Here is a 15,983-nt window from a genome sequence, read left to right on the forward strand (position 1 = left end):
CCTACCGGTCCGCCCCGGAGAGGGCGCGGTCGAGGTCCGCCCACAGGTCCTCCACGTTCTCGATCCCCACCGACAGGCGCAGGAGGGTCTCGGGGACGCTGTGCGGCTCCTCGTGGTGGCGCCGGCGCCGCTCGACCAGGGACTCGACGCCGCCCAGCGAGGTCGCCGGGGTCCACAGGCGCAGGGCGTCCACGACCGCCTCCGCGCCGGCGGCGTCGCCGTCGAGGACGATCGCGAGCACCGAGCCGAAGTTCGCCATCTGGGCGGCCGCCCGGGCGTGGCCGGGGTCCCCCGGCAGGCCCGGGTAGCGGACCTCCCGCACCGCCGGGTGCTCCTGCAGGCGGCGGGCGAGCTCCCCGGCGGTGGCCGCGGAGCGCTCGACGCGCACGGCGAGGGTGCGCACCCCGCGCAGCGCCAGCCAGGCCTCGAAGGGGCCCGGGACCGCCCCGTGCAGGGAGCGGTGGCCGTGCAGCCGCTCCCGCAGCCCCGGGTCGGAGGTCACCGCCGCGCCGAGCACGACGTCGGAGTGGCCGGCCAGGTACTTCGTCACCGAGTGCACCACGACGTCGGCGCCGTGCTCGAGGGGCCGCTGGGCGAGGGGCGTCGCGAAGGTGTTGTCCACGCACGTGCGCACGCCCCGCTCGCGGGCGGCCGCGAGCAGCGCCGGCAGGTCGGCGACCTCGAGCATCGGGTTGGTGGGGCTCTCCAGCCACAGCAGGTCCGCCCCGTCGAGGGCGGCCACCACGGCGTCCGTGTCGGTGACGTCCACGGTCGCGACCCGCAGCAGCCCGCGCGCCTCGAGGTCCGCGGCCAGGGCCAGGGACCCCTGGTAGCTGTGCCGCGGCAGCACGAGCCGGCCGCCGGCGGGCACCAGGGCCAGCACCGAGGCGACCGCGGCCAGCCCCGAGGCGTAGAGCAGCCCCGGCAGGCGGGCGCCCTCGAGCCGGGCCAGCACGTCCTCGAGATCCTCCCAGGTGGGGTTGCCGAAGCGCCCGTAGGCCCGGTCCGCGGCCGTGATCTCCCCCGCGCCCCGGTAGGTCGAGGTCAGCACGATCGAGGGCCCCACCGGGGCGTCGTGCTCGGGGGCGGGCCGCCCCCCGGCCACCACCACGGTGTCGGGGCGCAGGTCGGGTCCGCCGTGCAGCGGCAGGGCGGTGGCGAGGTCGTCGGGACGCGCAGTCATGGGCCCAGGGTATCGGCCGCCGGCGTCCGCCCCGTCCCCGGCCGCCGCCGCCGGGCCCCGGGCGTCGGCCCGGGTCGATAGGCTGGGCCCGTGACCTCCCCGGCGGACCCCGCTCCCGTGCCCGCACCTGCCCCGGCAGGACCCGGGCTCTTCGTCGTGCTCGAGGGCGGGGACGGGGCGGGCAAGTCCACCCAGGCCCGGCGGCTGGCCGCGACGCTGCGCGCCGAGGGCCGCGAGGTCGTGCGCACCCGCGAGCCCGGCGGGACCCCGCTGGGCGAGCGGATCCGCGAGCTCGTCCTCGACCCCGCCCACGCCCCCGTGGACCCCCGCGCGGAGGCGCTGCTGTTCGCCGCCGCCCGCGCCGCCCACGCCGAGCAGCTGATCCGCCCGGCCCTGGCCACCGGCCGCGTCGTGGTCTGCGACCGGTTCGCGGACTCCTCGGCCGCCTACCAGGGCGCCGGACGCGGGCTGGGCGTCGACCGGGTGCGCGAGCTCAACGAGTGGGCCGCCGCGGGCCTCGTCCCCGACCTCACCGTCCTGCTCGACGTCCCCGCCGGCACCGGCCGCGCCCGCCGCGAGGACCGCGACGGCGGGGCCGGGGACCGGCTCGAGACGGAGCCGGACGCGTTCCACGACGCCGTCCGCCGGGCGTTCCTCGACCTCGCCGCACGGTCCCCGGGACGCTACCTGGTGCTCGACGCCGGCCGGCCCGAGGCCGAGCTCGCCGGGGCCGTCGCCGCCGCCGTGCACGAGCGCCTGGCCGCCGCGGAGGTGGGCGCGTGAGCGTGTGGGACCAGCTGATCGGGCAGGAGGCCGTGGTCGGGCAGCTGCAGCGGGCGGCGCGGGAGGAGCGGCCCCACCACGCGTGGCTGTTCACCGGCCCGCCCGGATCGGGCCGCTCCAACGCGGCCCTGGCCTTCGCCGCCGCCCTCCTGTGCGAGCGCGAGGACCCCCGGGAGCGCGGCTGCGGGCACTGCCGGGCGTGCCGCACCGTGCTCGCGAGCTCCCACGCGGACCTGACCCACTTCGTCACCGAGAACCCGCAGATCACCATCGAGGAAGCCCGCGAGCTCGTGGTGCGCGCCCAGGACAAGCCCTCGGTGGGCCGGCGCCGGGTGATCGTGGTCGAGGACGCGGACCGCATGGCGGAGCGGACCTCCAACGTGATGCTCAAGGCCGTCGAGGAGCCGCCGCCGGGCACGGTGTGGCTGCTGTGCGCCCCGAGCCCCATGGACGTGCTCGTGACCATCCGCTCCCGGTGCCGGCCCGCGACCCTGAAGGTCCCCGCCGTCGCGGACGTCGCCGAGCTGCTGGTCCGCCGCCACGGGGTGGACCGCCGCCGGGCCGAGGAGAGCGCCCGGCTGGCCCAGTCCCACGTGGGCATCGCCACCCGCCTGGCCCTCTACGACGACGCCCGCACCCGCCGCCAGGAGGTCGTCTCCCTCCCCCTGGCACTGGGCGGGGTCCCGGACGCCGTGCGGGCGGCCGACCGGCTGCACCGGATCGCCGTGGAGGAGTCCCGGGCGGACGCCGAGGCGCGCAACGAGGAGGAGCGCAAGCAGCTGCTCGTGGCGCTGGGCGCCCCCGAGTCCGGACGGGTGCCCCCTGCGATCCGCGGGGCGCTCAACCGGCTGGAGGCCGACCAGAAGCGGCGCTCGCGGCGGATCCAGACCGACACCCTGGACCGCTTCCTCATCGACCTCACCACGTTCTACCGCGACGTCCTCACGCTGCAGCTGCGCACCGGTTCCGGGCTCGTCAACGAGCACCTGGGCCAGGAGCTGGCCGACCACGCCGCCAACACCACGCCGGAGCGGACCCTGCACCGGATCGACGCCATCAGCCGGACCCGCGAGCGGATCCGCACGAACGTCAGCGCCCAGCTGGCCTTCGAGGCCATGGCCGTCTCCCTCCTCTGAGCCCGACGCCCCCCCTCCGACCCCCCTGAGGAGACCCATGAGCCGCCCCGCCCTCCCCCGCCGCGCCGCCCGCACCCCCGGACGGCCTCCCCTCGGGCGGGCCGCCGCCGCGGCGGCCGCCGTCCTGCTGCTGGGCGCGTGCGCCGGCCCGGGCGCGGACCCGGCCGCCGACGCCCCCTCGGGCGGGGCCACCGGCGCGGTGGTCGAGGGCGTGCCGGAGGACCTGCGCGGGTTCTACGCGCAGACCGTGCAGTGGGAGCCGTGCGCGTTCGAGGCGGAGACCGGCGGGGCGGACCGGGACCTGCGCTGCGCGGCGGTCGAGGTGCCCGTGGACTGGGACGAGCCCGCCGGGCCCACCACCGAGGTGGTCATGGCCCGCCTGGCCGCCGGCGGCGAGTCCCGCGGCGCCCTCCTGCTGAACCCGGGCGGGCCCGGGGTCTCGGGGGTGGACGCGATGCTCAGCGCGGAGGGCCTGGTCTCCGCCGACGTGCGGGAGGCCTACGACGTCGTGGGCTTCGACCCGCGCGGTGTCGGCCGCTCCGCCGGGGTGCAGTGCCTCGACGACGCCGAGCTCGACGCCTGGCGCCAGGAGCCGGCCTTCGACCCGGAGACCCAGTCCGCGGACGAGATCCGGGACCAGTACGAGCGGCTCGGGCGGGCCTGCACCGAGGAGGCCGGGGAGCTCGTCGGGCATCTGGGCACGGAGAGCGCCGCCCGGGACATGGACGTGCTGCGCGCCGTGCTCGGCCAGGAGCGCACGGACTACCTCGGCTTCTCCTACGGCACCCACCTGGGGGCCGTGTACGCCGAGCTGTTCCCCGAGCGCGCGGGGCGGATGGTGCTCGACGGCGGCGTGGACCCGACGCTGAGCAACGCGGAGGCGATCGCCGACCAGGCCGAGTCCTTCGAGCGGACGCTGCGGCACTGGGTCCGGCACTGCCAGGAGGAGATCCGCGGCTGCGTCGTCGAGGGCACCGAGGAGCAGGCCCTCGAGCGGATCCAGGAGCTGATCGCCACGGCGGCCGAGGGCGGGCTCACCGCCGCCGACGGGCGCCGGGTCACCGCCACCTCCGTCGTGGAGGGCATCCTCGCGCCGCTGTACTCGCCCTCGACCTACGAGGGGCTCGACAAGGCGCTGGGCAGCGCCTTCTCGGGGGACCCCACGGCCCTGCTGCAGCTGTCCGACGCGACGCACGGGCGCTCCCCGGAGGGGGAGTACACGACCAACACGACCGTGGCGTTCACCGCGATCAGCTGCCTCGACCAGCCCGACTCGCCGATGACCGACGAGCAGCTGGCCGCCCACCAGGAGGAGCTCACCCGGCGCTCCCCGACCTTCGGCCCGTACCTGGGCTACGGCGAGGCGGCCTGCCAGGGCTGGCCCCTGGAGGCCGAGGGCGAGCCGCGCCCGGTCGACGCCGAGGGCAGCGACCCGCTGCTCGTCGTGGGCACCGTCCACGACCCCGCGACGCCCTACGCGTGGTCGCAGGCCCTCGTGGAGCAGCTGGACAACGCCCGGCTGCTGACCTACGACGGCTGGGGCCACACGGCCTACACCTCGGGCAGCGCGTGCGTGCGCGAGGCCGTGGACGCCTACCTGCTCGAGGGCGAGCTGCCCGCGGAGGGGACCACCTGCTCCTGAGCCGGGCCGGGGGCCGTCCGCGCCGTGCCCGCCGCCCGGGCGGGGACCAGCAGCGCGGGCACGTCCCGGACGGAACCGACGACGACGTGAGCGCCGGCGGCGCGCAGCGACGCCTCGTCGTGGGCCCCCGTCAGCACCCCGGCCACGGCGGCGGAGCCCGCCCGCAGCCCGGCCTGGACGTCGGCGGCGGTGTCCCCCACGACCAGCACCTCCCGCACGTCGCCGAGGTCGAGCGCGAGCACGGCCGTGAGGACCATGTCGGGCCACGGCCGCCCGCGGCCCGCGTCCGAGGGGCACAGGCTCAGGTCGGCCAGGCCCATCCAGCCCAGCTGCTCGAGGAGCGTGTTCTGCGTGTGCCGGTCGTAGCCGGTGGCCAGGCACACCTGCAGCCCGGCCGCGCGCAGGGCGTGCACGGCCTCCTCGGCGCCCTCGACCGGCCGCACGGGCTCGGCGGCGAGCAGCTCGTCCAGGTGGTGGCGGAAGCCGCGCACGGCCCGCGCGGCGCGCTGCGGGTCCTCCGCGAACAGGTGCTCGAGCACACCGGTGCGCGACTGCCCCAGCGTGGTCCGCACGTGGGCGAGCATCGCGCGGAAGCGCTCCGAGTCCGGGTCCACCCCGAGGTCGGCGACCGTGCGGGCGAAGGCGCGCTCCATGGTGCCGCTGTCGTGGAACATCGTCCCGGACATGTCCAGGAAGGCCAGGCGCAGCCCTCGTGCGGTCTCGGCCGGTATGCCCACGTCGTCCTCCCGGTGCGGGTCCGGCGGGGCCGGTCGCCCCGTCGTCGTGCCCCCATGGTCGGCCGGGGCCCCGGCGGGCGGAAGGCGGCCCGGCCGACGCCGCGGTGAACAGCGCGGGAACTTCCCGGGCCCCGGGCGCCGCCGGCGGGCCCCGCCGGATTGGGGGCGCCGCGGCGTCCTCTGCTACAGTTTCACTCGCACTGAGCCCGCCCCCGGCGGCCGGTGCACGCCTCCTTAGCTCAGTCGGTAGAGCGTTTCACTCGTAATGAAAAGGTCGCCGGTTCGATTCCGGCAGGGGGCTCCACCGCCTCGAGGCCCCGGTCCGCACGGACCGGGGCCTCCGCCGTGCCGGGGCCGTGCCCGCCCAGGGGCCCGCGCACGGGCAGCTCCACGGTGAACACCGTGCCCTCCCCCAGGACGCTGTCGCAGCGGATGGTGCCGCCGTGGTCCTCGACGATCGTGCGCGCCACCGCGAGGCCCAGCCCGAGGCCGGGGATCGCGCTCATCCGGGCGTTGCGGCTGCGCCCGAAGCGGTCGAAGACCCGCTCGGCGTCCTCGGCGGGCAGGCCCATCCCCCGGTCCGTGACCCGCAACCGGGCCGTGTCCCCGTCCCGCTCCACCCGCACCGTCACGGGCCCGCCCTCCGGGGAGTACTTGACGGCGTTGGAGAGCAGGTTGTCCAGCACCTGTCCCGTGCGCACGGGGTCGCACACGGCCCGCAGCCGCAGCGGCGCCTCGACCCGCAGCTCCACCCCGCCGCGGGCGGCCTGGGGCTCGGCCGCGGCGACGGACTGGCGCACGACCGCCACGAGGTCGCAGGCCACCGGCTGCAGCTGCCGGGCCTGCGCGGCCGTGCGGAGCAGGTCCTCCACGAGGACCAGCAGCTGGTCGGCGTTGCGCTCGATCACCTCCAGGCCCCCGCGCACCGCGGCGGGCAGGTCCTCGTCCATGGCCAGCAGCTCGGTGTAGCCGCGGATCGAGGTCAGCGGGGTCCGCAGCTCGTGGGAGACCCCGGCCAGGAACTCGTCCTTGGCCTGCAGCGCGCCGACGAGGTCGGTGACGTCGTTGAACGCCAGCACCGACCCCTCGCGCCGGCCCCGGTCGTCGCGCAGCGGCCGGGCCGAGACCGAGATCACCCGCTGCGTCCCCGGGGGTCCGGCCCACACGAGCCGTCCCGTGAACGCCTCGCCGCGCACGGCGCACGCCGCCGGGCGCCGCTCGGGCGGGATGGGCGTGCCCTGCGGGTCGGCGTGGACCAGCAGCTCCGCCTCGGCCCCGTCCTCGCGGCCCGGGGGCAGGGACAGCCGGTGGATCGCCCGCTGGCGCCGGTTCATCAGCAGGTCGTGGCCGTCGGCGTCGACCACGAGCACCCCGACGTCCACGGTGTCCAGCACCGCGTCGAGCAGCCGCTCCCGGCGGGCGCTGCGCTCCAGCAGCCGCCGCAGCTCGGCGTCCTTGGCCTGCAGCTCCGCGTGCTGGCGCTCCATGCTGTTGGCGAGCACCTGGATGGACAGCCCGATGCCCAGCAGCATGAACGGGATCAGCAGCGGCGAGGCCAGGGCCTGGAGGCTCAGCGGCCGCGCCGGCAGCAGCAGCGGCACCCACACCATGGCCAGGGTCAGCAGCGCCCCCAGCGGGGCGGCCGCGCGGGGCAGCCGTCCCGAGGCCGCCAGCCAGGTCACCGGCAGCGCCGCCATGATGCCCACCCCGGTGACGTGGCTGAGCGTGGCCTCCCGCAGCAGCGACAGCGGCACGAAGTCGAGCACCGGCACCGCCAGGAACGCCCCGTCCGGCAGCCGGTGCCACGGCACCAGTGCGCACGCCGCGGTGAGGAGGACGGTCAGGAGCACGCAGGCGTGCAGCCGCGGGTCCGCGCGCAGGGGCGCGTGCACCACCCACAGCCCGGACACCAGCACGAGCGTCACCAGGGCGAACGGCAGCTGGCTCAGCAGCACCCGGCGCCGCATCGACAGCTCGTGGAAGCGGACGCGGTCGAGGGACAGGACGGTGAGGACGCGGTCCACGGGCGCTCCTGCGACGGTGTGACGTCATCCCGGGGGGTCGGCATGACAATTGCAAAGATTAGCGGCTTAATGGGCGCATGACCCCCTCCCCCCAGGGTCGCCGTGCCGTCGTCATCGAGGACCACGACGACATCCGCACCCTCCTCGCCCGCACCATCGAGATGCGCGGCTTCCGCGTCACCACCGCCGCCACCGCCCGGGACGGTCTCGACGCGGTGCGCCGCGAGGACGCGGACCTCGTCACCCTGGACCTGAACCTCCCCGACCTCGACGGCCTCGAGGCCTGCCGGCGGCTGCGGGAGTTCTCCGACGCGTACCTGCTCATGGTCACCGCCCGCCCCGGTGAGGCGGACCGGCTCGAGGGCCTCGAGTCGGGAGCCGACGACTACATCAGCAAGCCCTTCAGCCCCCGCGAGCTGCAGGCGCGCATCGACGCGATGTTCCGCCGCCCGCGCGCCCGCGCCGAGCAGCAGGACGCCGGGGAGCTGCGCCGGGCCGCCGAGGTGCAGCGCAGCCTGCTGCCCCCGTCCGCGCCCCCGCTCGCGGGCTGGGACCTGGCGGGCGTCTGCCGGCCCTCCCGCCACGTGGGCGGGGACTTCTTCGACTGGTGCCCGGCCGGGCCCGGCCTGCAGCTGAGCGTCGCGGACGCCATGGGCAAGGGCACGGGCGCGGCCCTGATCGCCGCGACCGTGCGCGCCGTGCTGCGCTCGGCCGCCCGCCGGCCGGACCTGGGCGAGGCCTTCGCCGAGGCCGGCCGCCGCCTCGAGGAGGACCTCCAGCCCTCCGGGTCCTTCGCGACCGTGTTCACGGCCCGCCTGGACCCGGTGGCCGGGAGCATCGACTACGTCGACGCCGGGCACGGCCTCGGCCTGCACGTCAGCGGCGGCACCGCGCGGCGGCTGTCCGGCGGCGGCCCGCCCCTGGGCGCCGTGCCCGGGGCCCGGTGGGTGCCCGGGCGCCTGGCCCCGGCCCCCGGCGACGCCCTCGTCGTCGTCAGCGACGGGCTGCTGGACGCGTTCGACGACGTCGGGGACGCGCTGGCGGCCGTCGCCGCGACGGTGACCGCGGGCGCGGAGGAGGACGCCCCGGCCGTGTGCCGGGCCGTCCTGGACCTCGTCCCCGACGGCGCGGCCGGCGACGACCTCACCGCCGTGGTCCTGCGCCGGGCCCCCGGGGCGGGAGCGTGAACCGCCTCCTCGTCCGGGTGCTCGTGCTGCTCGTGCTGGTGCTGGGCGTCAACTACGTGGCGTGGCGCTGGCTGGTCTCCCTGAACTGGGACGCGTGGTGGATCGCGGTGCCGCTGGTGCTGGCCGAGACCTACGGCCTCGTGGACGTCGCCCTGTTCGGGCTCACGGTCTGGCGGGTCCGGCGGCGGGGTCCGGCCGGCCCGCCGCCGCCGGGGGCGAGCGTCGACGTGTTCGTCACGACCTACGACGAGCCCCTCGACCTGGTGCTGCGCACGGCCCTGGCCGCCCGTGCGATCCGCCATCCCCACACCACCTGGATCCTCGGCGACGGTGCGCGCCCCGGGCTCGAGGCCCTCGCCGCGGAGCACGGGATCGGCTACCTCACCCGCACCGAGGACCGGGACGGACGGCCCCGGCACGCCGAGGCCGGCAACCTCAACAACGCCCTGATGCTCACCCAGGGCGAGTTCCTCCTCGTCCTGGACGCCGACCAGGTCCCGGACCCGGCGATCCTGGACCGGACCCTCGGCTGGTTCGACGACCGGGAGGTCGCGCTCGTCCAGACGCCCCGGTGGTTCGTCAACGTGCCCGCCGACGACCCCCTGGGCAGCCAGGCCCCGCTGTTCCACGGGCCGATCCAGCAGGGCAGGGACGGCTGGAACGCCGCGTCCTTCTGCGGCTCCAACGCGCTGCTGCGCCGCGAGGCCCTCATGCAGCTGGGCCTGGACGGCTGCGTGCGCGAGGTGGAGCGCGACGTCCGGCAGTCCCTCGCGCGCACCCGGGCCGCGCTGCGCCGCGCCCGCCGCTCACCGGAGGCCGCGAACCCCGCGGTGGCCGCCCTGCTCGACGCGGTCGAGTCCGCCACCGCCCGCGCCCGGGAGGAGCTGCGCGCCGGGGCGCCGCTGGGCGAGCTGACCTCCCGGCTGCGGCGCGACGTCGAGACCGCCGCCCGGCGGACCGTCGCCGAGGACTTCTCCGCCATCGAGGCCGACCTGGCGGAGCTGGCCGCCCTCGAGCTGCCCGCTCCGGAGGCGATGGTGTGGCCGGACGAGCTCGAGGCCGCCGTGGACCGGATGTCCCGCGGCGACCTCTCCCCGCTGGCCGCGATCGGCCCGGTGCGCGAGGTGCTGGAGGCCGTGTCCGTGGACCGCCCCGGCGAGGCCCAGCCCGTGATGCCCCTGGCCACGATCTCCGTCGCCGAGGACATGGCCACCTCGATGCGCCTGCACGGGCTGGGCTGGCGCAGCGTCTACCACCACGAGGTCCTGGCGCACGGCCTGGCCCCCGAGGACCTCGGGACGATGCTCACCCAGCGGCTGCGCCGGGCCCAGGGAACCGTCCAGGTGCTGCTGCGGGAGAACCCGCTCCTCCAGCGCCGGCTGCGCTGGGGGCAGCGGCTGATGTACTTCGCCACCGTGTGGAGCTGCCTCTCGGGCTTCGCCGCCGTCGTCTACTTCGCGGCCCCCGTCGTGTACCTGGTCCTGGGCGTGCTGCCGGTCACGGCCCTGAGCCCGGAGTTCTTCTGGCGCTTCCTGCCCTTCATGGCCGCCAACCAGCTCCTGTTCCTCGTGGTCGGCCGCGGCGTGTCCACCTGGCGCGGGCAGCAGTACAGCCTGGCACTGTTCCCCACCTGGATCCGCGCCTGCACCACCGCGGCGCGCAGCGTGTGGTTCGGGCGGCCCCTCGGCTTCGCCGTGACCCCGAAGGCGCGCCGCGACGGCGGACCCGCGTGGCGGCTGATCCGCCCGCAGCTGGTCGTGATGGCGCTGCTGGTCGCGGCGGTCGCCGTGGGCTCGGTCCGGCTGGTGCTCGGGCTCAACGAACCGCTGGGCACCCTGGTCAACGTCGCCTGGGTGGTCTTCGACCTGCTGGTCCTCAGCGTGCTCGTGCGGGCGGCCAGGTACCGGGGCTTCGTCGCCGACGACCCCGCCGACGGATCCGACGAGAGGAGCAGGAATGCAGTTCGAGGTTGAGCAGGGACCGGGCTACGCCCGGGTCGCCGGGACGGGCCGGCTGAACATGGTGGGCGCCCCGGCCCTGCGGGAGGTGGTCGCCGGGGTCGTGGCCGGGGGCAGCACCCGCGTCGTCGTCGACCTCGGGGGCACGGAGTTCATGGACTCCTCGGGGCTGGGCGCCCTCATCGGGTGCCTCAAGCTGGCCCGCCAGGCGGGGGGCGACCTGCGGATCGCCAACGTCCGCCCGCAGGTGCGCATGGTGCTCGAGCTGACCAGCATGCACCGGGTGCTCACGCCCTACGAGTCCGCCGACGCCGCCTTCGCCCATGACTGAGCCGACCGCACGCCGGCGCCGCCGCGGCCCGGCGACGGCCGCGACCGTCGACGCCCTCCACGAGGACCTCGAGGCGCTGTGGGCCGAGGCCGGGCACGTGCCGGAGGCCGACCGGATGGCCTTCGCCCTCGCGGTGGTGGAGGCGGCCGGCAACGCGGTGGTCCACGCCGTGCCGGCCGCGCAGGACCCCGTGCAGCTCGAGGTCGACCTCTCCGCCGGTCCGGCCCGGCTCGAGGCCGTCATCTGGGAGATCGGGGCCGCCCCCGCCCGGGTCGACCTGTCCGCCGCGATGGCCCCGGCGGACAGCGAGTCCGGCCGCGGGCTGGCGCTCATCCAGGCGCTCGTCAGCCGGGTCGTCTTCGAGCGCCGCGACGGCACGAACGTGTGGGAGCTGTGCCGCGAGCACGGGGAGGACCGCCCCTAGCACCCGGGCCCCGCCGCGGGCGGCCTGTCCCCGGATGTGCCGATGGGAACTGTCGGAGGGCGGGTCTACAGTTGGCCCCAGCAGCAGCGCTCCCGCCCCCGTCCGGGCACCGGTCCGGCGGGAGCGGCAGGCGGCTCGGACCGGTCGGGGGGCCGGTTCAGCGCTCCTCCCCCGCCCCAGGGCGGGAGCGGAGCGGCAGTGGGGAGGAGTTCGTCATGATCATCGCCGTGGTCCCCGCGCTCCGGGCCGGAGCCAGGATCGGCCGCACGCTCGCCGCCCTGCGGCGGCAGAGCCGGCCGCTGGAGCGGATCGTCGTCGTGTGCGACGACGCCGCGGACGCCGCCGTCGCACCCGCCCTCGACGCCGGCACGGAGGTGCTGCTGACCGTCGACAACGCCGCGCACGAGGCCGGGGCCCTCAACCAGGTCCTCGATGCCGTGCGCATGGCTCCCGAGGACCTCGTCCTCGTCCTGGACGCGGACGCCGAGCTGCCCGTGCAGTTCCTGGAGGAGGCGGTGACCGCCCTGCGCGACCGCAACGTCGGCGCCGTGCCCGTCCGCCGGACGCCCGGGGAGGGCGCGGCCGCGGTCGTGCGCCGCCAGGCCCTCGAGGAGGTCCGCGCCGCCTTCGGCCGCTACTGGGACGAGGGCGCGGTCACCGGCCACGGCCGCCTGGCCCTGGACCTCGAGACGCTCGGCTGGCGCCTGGGCGCACCGGTCTCCGTCCCCGGCCTGCAGGCGGACGACGCCCCGGCCGACCGGGGGGCGGCCGGACACGAGGCCGCGGTACTCGGAGCGGTCGCGCCCGAACCGGCCGAGCCCCGACCGGCCGAGCTCCGACCGGCCGAGCACGGCCCCGCCGCGCCCGAACCGGCTGAGCACGAGCCGGTGGTGCACACGCCCGCCGCCGAGGGACCGGAGCACGCCCGGGCGCCGGAGGACGGGCACGTCGTGGCAGCCCGCCCCGTGGTGGCCGCGGCCGCCTGAGCCGCTGCCGGGCCCACCGGGAGGGCGGTGCTCAGCCCGCGCGCCGCCGGGCGCCGGTCGCGACCACGACCGCGGCCGCGGTGAGCACGGTGGTCGTCAGGCAGCCGGTCGGCAGGGGCAGGCAGCAGCCGCCGACCGTGACCTGCGTGCCGCGCCGGGTGCGCGTGGACCACCCCGGGAAGGGGAGCATCCGGAAGCCCGAGGAGTGCCCGCCGGACCGCTCCCAGGCGCGGCGCCGGTCCGCCGGGAGGTCGTAGCCGGGCGGACCGTGCAGCGGCGCGGGGCCGGGGCGGCCCAGGGGGGAACCGTGGTCGTCGGGGGCGCGGTGTCCGGGTGCGGTCATGGCGCCCATCAAACCATCAGTACCCTGTCGGGTCCACCCCGCGGCCCGCGCCGGCCAGCAGCGCACGGGCCCGGTCCACGTGCCCGCGCACGGCCTCGGCGCGGCGGGCCACCGCGTCGAGGCGGTGGGCGTCGTCGTCGCGCACGAAGCGGGCCATGGTCAGCGCCTCCGCGGCCTGGGCCATCGCGTTGCCGGCGCGGGAGAGCTCGCGGTGGACGTCGTTGAGGTAGCCGCCGGCCGAGGCGGGGATGTCCTGGCTGTGGCTGGGTGCCCGGTGATGGGCTGCCGCGCACACCTCCCGCACCTCGGGCAGCAGGTCGGCCAGGGCGTTGGCCGTGGGCGCGACCGCCCGCACGACCTCCCGGTCGGGCAGCGACTCGAGGATCTGGTGGAAGCGGTCGAGGCCGCGGCGGAACCGGTCGTGGGCGCGGCGCCACACCCCCGTGCCGAGCTCGGCCTCGTCGCGGCGGGCGGCGCGGTAGTCGCGCAGGAATCCCACGGGCGGGTCCATCCTTTCTCGAGCGGACGTCTCATCCTACGCGGGCGCACGGGCCCGCCGTCCGCTTGCGGGCGCTGCGCGGGAGCCGCCTCCCCGGGACCGGCGCCCCCGGCCCTCGCTCCGCGGTCGGCGCCCCGCGGTCGGTGCCCCGGCCGTTGCGCCGCGGCCGGGGGCCCCGGACGGCAGGTCCGGGCGCGCCGCCCCGGGGCGACCGGCTCACGGCACGAGCAGCACCTTGCCGATGTGGGTTCCGGAGTCGAAGTACTCGTGGGCCTGCGCGGCCTCCTCGAGGGGGAAGGTGCGGTTGACCACCGGCGCGATCCGCCCGGCCGCCACCTGCGGCCACACGTGCTCGCCGACCGCGGCCATGATGCGGGCCTTCTCCCCCGCCGGGCGCGAGCGCAGCGTGGTGCCGATGACGGCGGCGCGCTTGGCCATGAGCTTGCCGAGGTCCAGCTCGCCCTTGCGCCCGCCCTGCAGGCCGATGACCACGAGCCGCCCGTTGACGGCGAGGGCGTCGAGGTTGCGCTCCAGGTACATCGCGCCGACGACGTCGAGGACGATGTCGGCGCCGTGGCCGTCGGTGAGCTCGCGGACGCGCTCGACGAAGTCCTCGGCGCGGTAGTCGATCGTCTCCGCCCCGAGCTCGCGGGCGGCCGCGGCCTTCTCGGGGCTGCCGACCGTGGTGAGCACGCGCAGCCCGAGCGCCCGGCACATCTGGATGGCGTTGGTCCCGATCCCGCCGGTCCCGCCGTGGATGAGCACGACCTCGCCCTCCCGGGCGGCCGCGGCCATGAAGACGTTGGAGAACACGGTCGCGCACACCTCGGGCAGCCCGGCCGCGGCCTCGAGGTCCACGCCGTCGGGGACGGGCAGGACCTGGGCCGCGGGGGCGACGACCTCCTCGGCGTAGCCGCCGGAGTCGAGCAGGGCCACGACCTCGTCGCCCACGGCCAGCCCGGCGTCCTCGGGGACCTCGGGCCCGAGCTCGGCGACGGTGCCGGAGACCTCGAGCCCGAAGATCTTCGAGGCACCCGGGGGCACGGGGTAGCGCCCGAGCCGCTGCATGACGTCGGCGCGGTTGATGCCGGCCGCCCGCACCCGGATCCGCACGCCGTCGGGCGTCAGCCCGGGGGCGGGGACCTCGGTGACGGTCAGGACCTCGGGGCCTCCGGGGGTCGTCTCGAGCACTGCGCGCATGGTGGGCCTTCCTCTCGGGGGCGGCGCCGGGCCGCCCGTGGTGTCCGGTACGGCCATTGTGTCCTCTTCCGCCGCCGCGCCCCGCCGGGACCGGCGCGGGACGGGACGACGGCGGTGCTCAGGCGGTGGCCGCCCACGCGTCGAGGGCCCGCTGCCGGCTCGCCCGCAGGTCGACGAGCGGTTCGGGGTAGCCGGCCGACGGGCCCAGCAGCCCCGGCTCGTGCGGGTCGACGCCCTCGGCGGCGAGCTCGGGCACCCAGCGGCGGACGTAGCGGGCCTCCGGGTCGAAGCGGCGGGCCTGGGTGACGGGGTTGAAGATCCGGAAGAAGGGGCTGGCGTCGGCCCCGGAGCCGGCGACCCACTGCCAGTTGGCGGCGTTGTTCGCGGCGTCGGCGTCCACGAGGGCGTCGTGGAAGACCCCGGCCCCGGCCCGCCAGTCGACCATCAGGTTCTTGACCAGGAAGGAGGCGGTGACCATCCGCACCCGGTTGTGCATCCACCCGGTGCCCGCGAGCTGGCGCATGCCCGCGTCGACGAGGGGGATGCCGGTGCGGCCCTCCCGCCAGGCGCTCAGGTCCGCGGCCGCCTCCTCGCCGGAGCGCCACGGGAAGGCGTCGAAGCGCGGGCGCAGGTGCCGGCGGTGCAGGTCCGGGTGCTCGTGCAGGAGGTGCCAGTTGAACTCCCGCCAGCCGAGCTCGGTGAGGAACTTCTCCAGCCCCGGACTGCCGCCCTGCCCGGCCCGGTGCCGCACGGTGGCGTCCCAGACGGCGTGCGGGCTGAGCTCGCCCCAGCGCAGGTGCGGGGAGAGCCTGCTCGTGGCGTCCCGGTCGGGACGGTCGTGGCCCTCGGCGTAGTCCTCGACGCGGTCCAGGAAGTCGTCCAGCCGCTCCCAGGCCGCGGCCTCCCCGGTGCTCCACGACGCGCCCAGGTCCTGCGCCCGCCGCCGGTCCGCCCGCAGGGCCCACGCCTGCGGGTCCTCGTCGCCGGCCGCGGCCGCGAGCGCGGGCGGTGCGCCGCGCCCGGCGGGCGGCGCGGGCAGGGGCTGGCGCACGGGCCGGGCGCGCAGGGCCTTCCAGAAGGGGGTGAAGACCTTGTAGGTCCCGCCCGTGCCGGTGCGCACCTCCCACGGCTCGTGCAGCAGGGCCGCGGCGAAGGAGTGCACCTCGACGCCGTGGCCGGCGCACCACTGCTCGACCGCGGCGTCGACGGCCCGCTCGGGCCCGCCGTAGCGGCGGTTCCAGGTGATGCCGCCCGCCCCGGTGCGCCGGAGCACCTCGGGCACGACCTCCCCGGCCGGGCCGCGCCGCGAGACCAGGGGGATCCCCAGGTCCGCCAGGGACGCCCGCAGCGAGCGCAGGGACCCGTCGAGCCACCACCGGGCCGCCGTTCCGAGGGGCAGGACGTCGGCGGAGTCCTCGTCCAGGACGTACAGGGCCAGCACCCGGCCGCGCCGGACGGCGGCGTCGAGGGCGGGGTGGTCGGTGATCCGCAGGTCGTCCCGGAACCACACGACCGTCACCGCCCGTCCCGGGCCCTCCGCTGCGTCCACG

14 protein-coding genes, 1 tRNA gene and 1 pseudogene are annotated in these 15,983 nt (G+C 77.1%); 9 read left to right on the forward strand and 7 right to left on the reverse strand.

Going from position 1 to position 15,983, the window contains the following annotated elements:
• Position 1 precedes the first annotated feature (1 nt).
• Positions 2 to 1,183 carry a PLP-dependent aspartate aminotransferase family protein gene (locus LQU92_RS11620; RefSeq protein WP_230780879.1) on the reverse strand — a complete coding sequence of 394 codons (1,182 nt, stop codon included), beginning with the start codon at positions 1,181 to 1,183 and terminating at the stop codon, positions 2 to 4.
• A gap of 90 nt (positions 1,184 to 1,273) precedes the next feature.
• On the opposite strand from LQU92_RS11620, the gene tmk reads away from it, so the two are divergent.
• From tmk to LQU92_RS11635, 3 genes are read left to right on the forward strand one after another with little or no spacing between them, the layout of a single operon-like run.
• Complete coding sequence (tmk, locus tag LQU92_RS11625) at positions 1,274 to 1,966, forward strand: dTMP kinase (protein WP_230780881.1); 693 nt, start codon at positions 1,274 to 1,276, stop codon at positions 1,964 to 1,966.
• On the forward strand, positions 1,963 to 3,102 hold the full coding sequence (locus LQU92_RS11630; protein ID WP_058858135.1) for a DNA polymerase III subunit delta': 1,140 nt from the start codon (positions 1,963 to 1,965) through the stop codon (positions 3,100 to 3,102). Before tmk ends, LQU92_RS11630 begins: the two co-directional genes overlap by 4 nt.
• Before the next feature lie 37 nt (positions 3,103 to 3,139).
• A complete protein-coding gene (locus tag LQU92_RS11635) occupies positions 3,140 to 4,744 on the forward strand; it encodes an alpha/beta hydrolase (RefSeq protein ID WP_230780883.1) in 1,605 nt (534 codons plus the stop codon).
• On the opposite strand, the gene LQU92_RS11640 is transcribed toward LQU92_RS11635, so the two are convergent.
• Positions 4,696 to 5,481 carry an HAD-IA family hydrolase gene (locus LQU92_RS11640; protein WP_374229701.1) on the reverse strand — a complete coding sequence of 262 codons (786 nt, stop codon included), beginning with the start codon at positions 5,479 to 5,481 and terminating at the stop codon, positions 4,696 to 4,698. The two genes, LQU92_RS11635 and LQU92_RS11640, sit on opposite strands and share 49 nt — an antisense overlap.
• Positions 5,482 to 5,709: 228 nt before the next feature.
• Between LQU92_RS11640 and LQU92_RS11645 the strand changes: the two genes are divergently transcribed.
• Positions 5,710 to 5,785 (forward strand) — tRNA-Thr (locus LQU92_RS11645).
• A 130-nt stretch (positions 5,786 to 5,915) separates the two neighbouring features.
• Here the strand turns inward: LQU92_RS11645 and LQU92_RS15335 are convergent.
• A pseudogene (locus tag LQU92_RS15335) lies at positions 5,916 to 7,448 on the reverse strand (sensor histidine kinase); the annotation flags it as partial.
• A 134-nt stretch (positions 7,449 to 7,582) separates the two neighbouring features.
• Here LQU92_RS15335 and LQU92_RS11655 point away from each other — a divergent pair.
• The 5 genes from LQU92_RS11655 (at position 7,583) to LQU92_RS11675 (ending at position 12,391) form a co-directional block, all read left to right on the forward strand.
• Positions 7,583 to 8,692 (forward strand): PP2C family protein-serine/threonine phosphatase, encoded by a 1,110-nt coding sequence (locus LQU92_RS11655; RefSeq protein ID WP_230780885.1) that lies wholly within the window; start codon positions 7,583 to 7,585, stop codon positions 8,690 to 8,692.
• Complete coding sequence (locus tag LQU92_RS11660; protein WP_230780887.1) at positions 8,689 to 10,665, forward strand: glycosyltransferase family 2 protein; 1,977 nt, start codon at positions 8,689 to 8,691, stop codon at positions 10,663 to 10,665. Before LQU92_RS11655 ends, LQU92_RS11660 begins: the two co-directional genes overlap by 4 nt.
• Complete coding sequence (locus LQU92_RS11665) at positions 10,649 to 10,981, forward strand: STAS domain-containing protein (RefSeq protein WP_101850727.1); 333 nt, start codon at positions 10,649 to 10,651, stop codon at positions 10,979 to 10,981. The genes LQU92_RS11660 and LQU92_RS11665 overlap by 17 nt, the downstream gene beginning before the upstream one ends.
• Positions 10,974 to 11,405 carry an ATP-binding protein gene (locus LQU92_RS11670; RefSeq protein WP_230780889.1) on the forward strand — a complete coding sequence of 144 codons (432 nt, stop codon included), beginning with the start codon at positions 10,974 to 10,976 and terminating at the stop codon, positions 11,403 to 11,405. The genes LQU92_RS11665 and LQU92_RS11670 overlap by 8 nt, the downstream gene beginning before the upstream one ends.
• A gap of 215 nt (positions 11,406 to 11,620) precedes the next feature.
• A complete protein-coding gene (locus LQU92_RS11675; RefSeq protein WP_230780891.1) occupies positions 11,621 to 12,391 on the forward strand; it encodes a glycosyltransferase in 771 nt (256 codons plus the stop codon).
• A 31-nt stretch (positions 12,392 to 12,422) separates the two neighbouring features.
• On the opposite strand, the gene LQU92_RS11680 is transcribed toward LQU92_RS11675, so the two are convergent.
• The 4 genes from LQU92_RS11680 to LQU92_RS11695 all read right to left on the reverse strand — a co-directional run bounded on the left by LQU92_RS11680 (position 12,423) and on the right by LQU92_RS11695 (position 15,982).
• On the reverse strand, positions 12,423 to 12,734 hold the full coding sequence (locus LQU92_RS11680; protein WP_230780893.1) for a hypothetical protein: 312 nt from the start codon (positions 12,732 to 12,734) through the stop codon (positions 12,423 to 12,425).
• Positions 12,735 to 12,750: 16 nt separating this feature from the next.
• The gene (locus tag LQU92_RS11685; RefSeq protein WP_230780895.1) at positions 12,751 to 13,233 is read right to left on the reverse strand and encodes a hypothetical protein; all 483 of its coding nucleotides are present in this window, start codon (positions 13,231 to 13,233) and stop codon (positions 12,751 to 12,753) included.
• A 216-nt stretch (positions 13,234 to 13,449) separates the two neighbouring features.
• The gene (locus LQU92_RS11690) at positions 13,450 to 14,433 is read right to left on the reverse strand and encodes an NAD(P)H-quinone oxidoreductase (protein ID WP_230780897.1); all 984 of its coding nucleotides are present in this window, start codon (positions 14,431 to 14,433) and stop codon (positions 13,450 to 13,452) included.
• A 118-nt stretch (positions 14,434 to 14,551) separates the two neighbouring features.
• Positions 14,552 to 15,982: a deoxyribodipyrimidine photo-lyase gene (locus LQU92_RS11695; RefSeq protein ID WP_230780899.1), complete on the reverse strand. Its 1,431-nt coding sequence runs from the start codon at positions 15,980 to 15,982 to the stop codon at positions 14,552 to 14,554.
• Position 15,983: the final 1 nt, after the last annotated feature.

The sequence above is a fragment of the Kocuria sp. LUK genome (genome assembly GCF_021012935.1).
Classification (GTDB): Bacteria; Actinomycetota; Actinomycetes; order Actinomycetales; family Micrococcaceae; genus Kocuria; species Kocuria flava.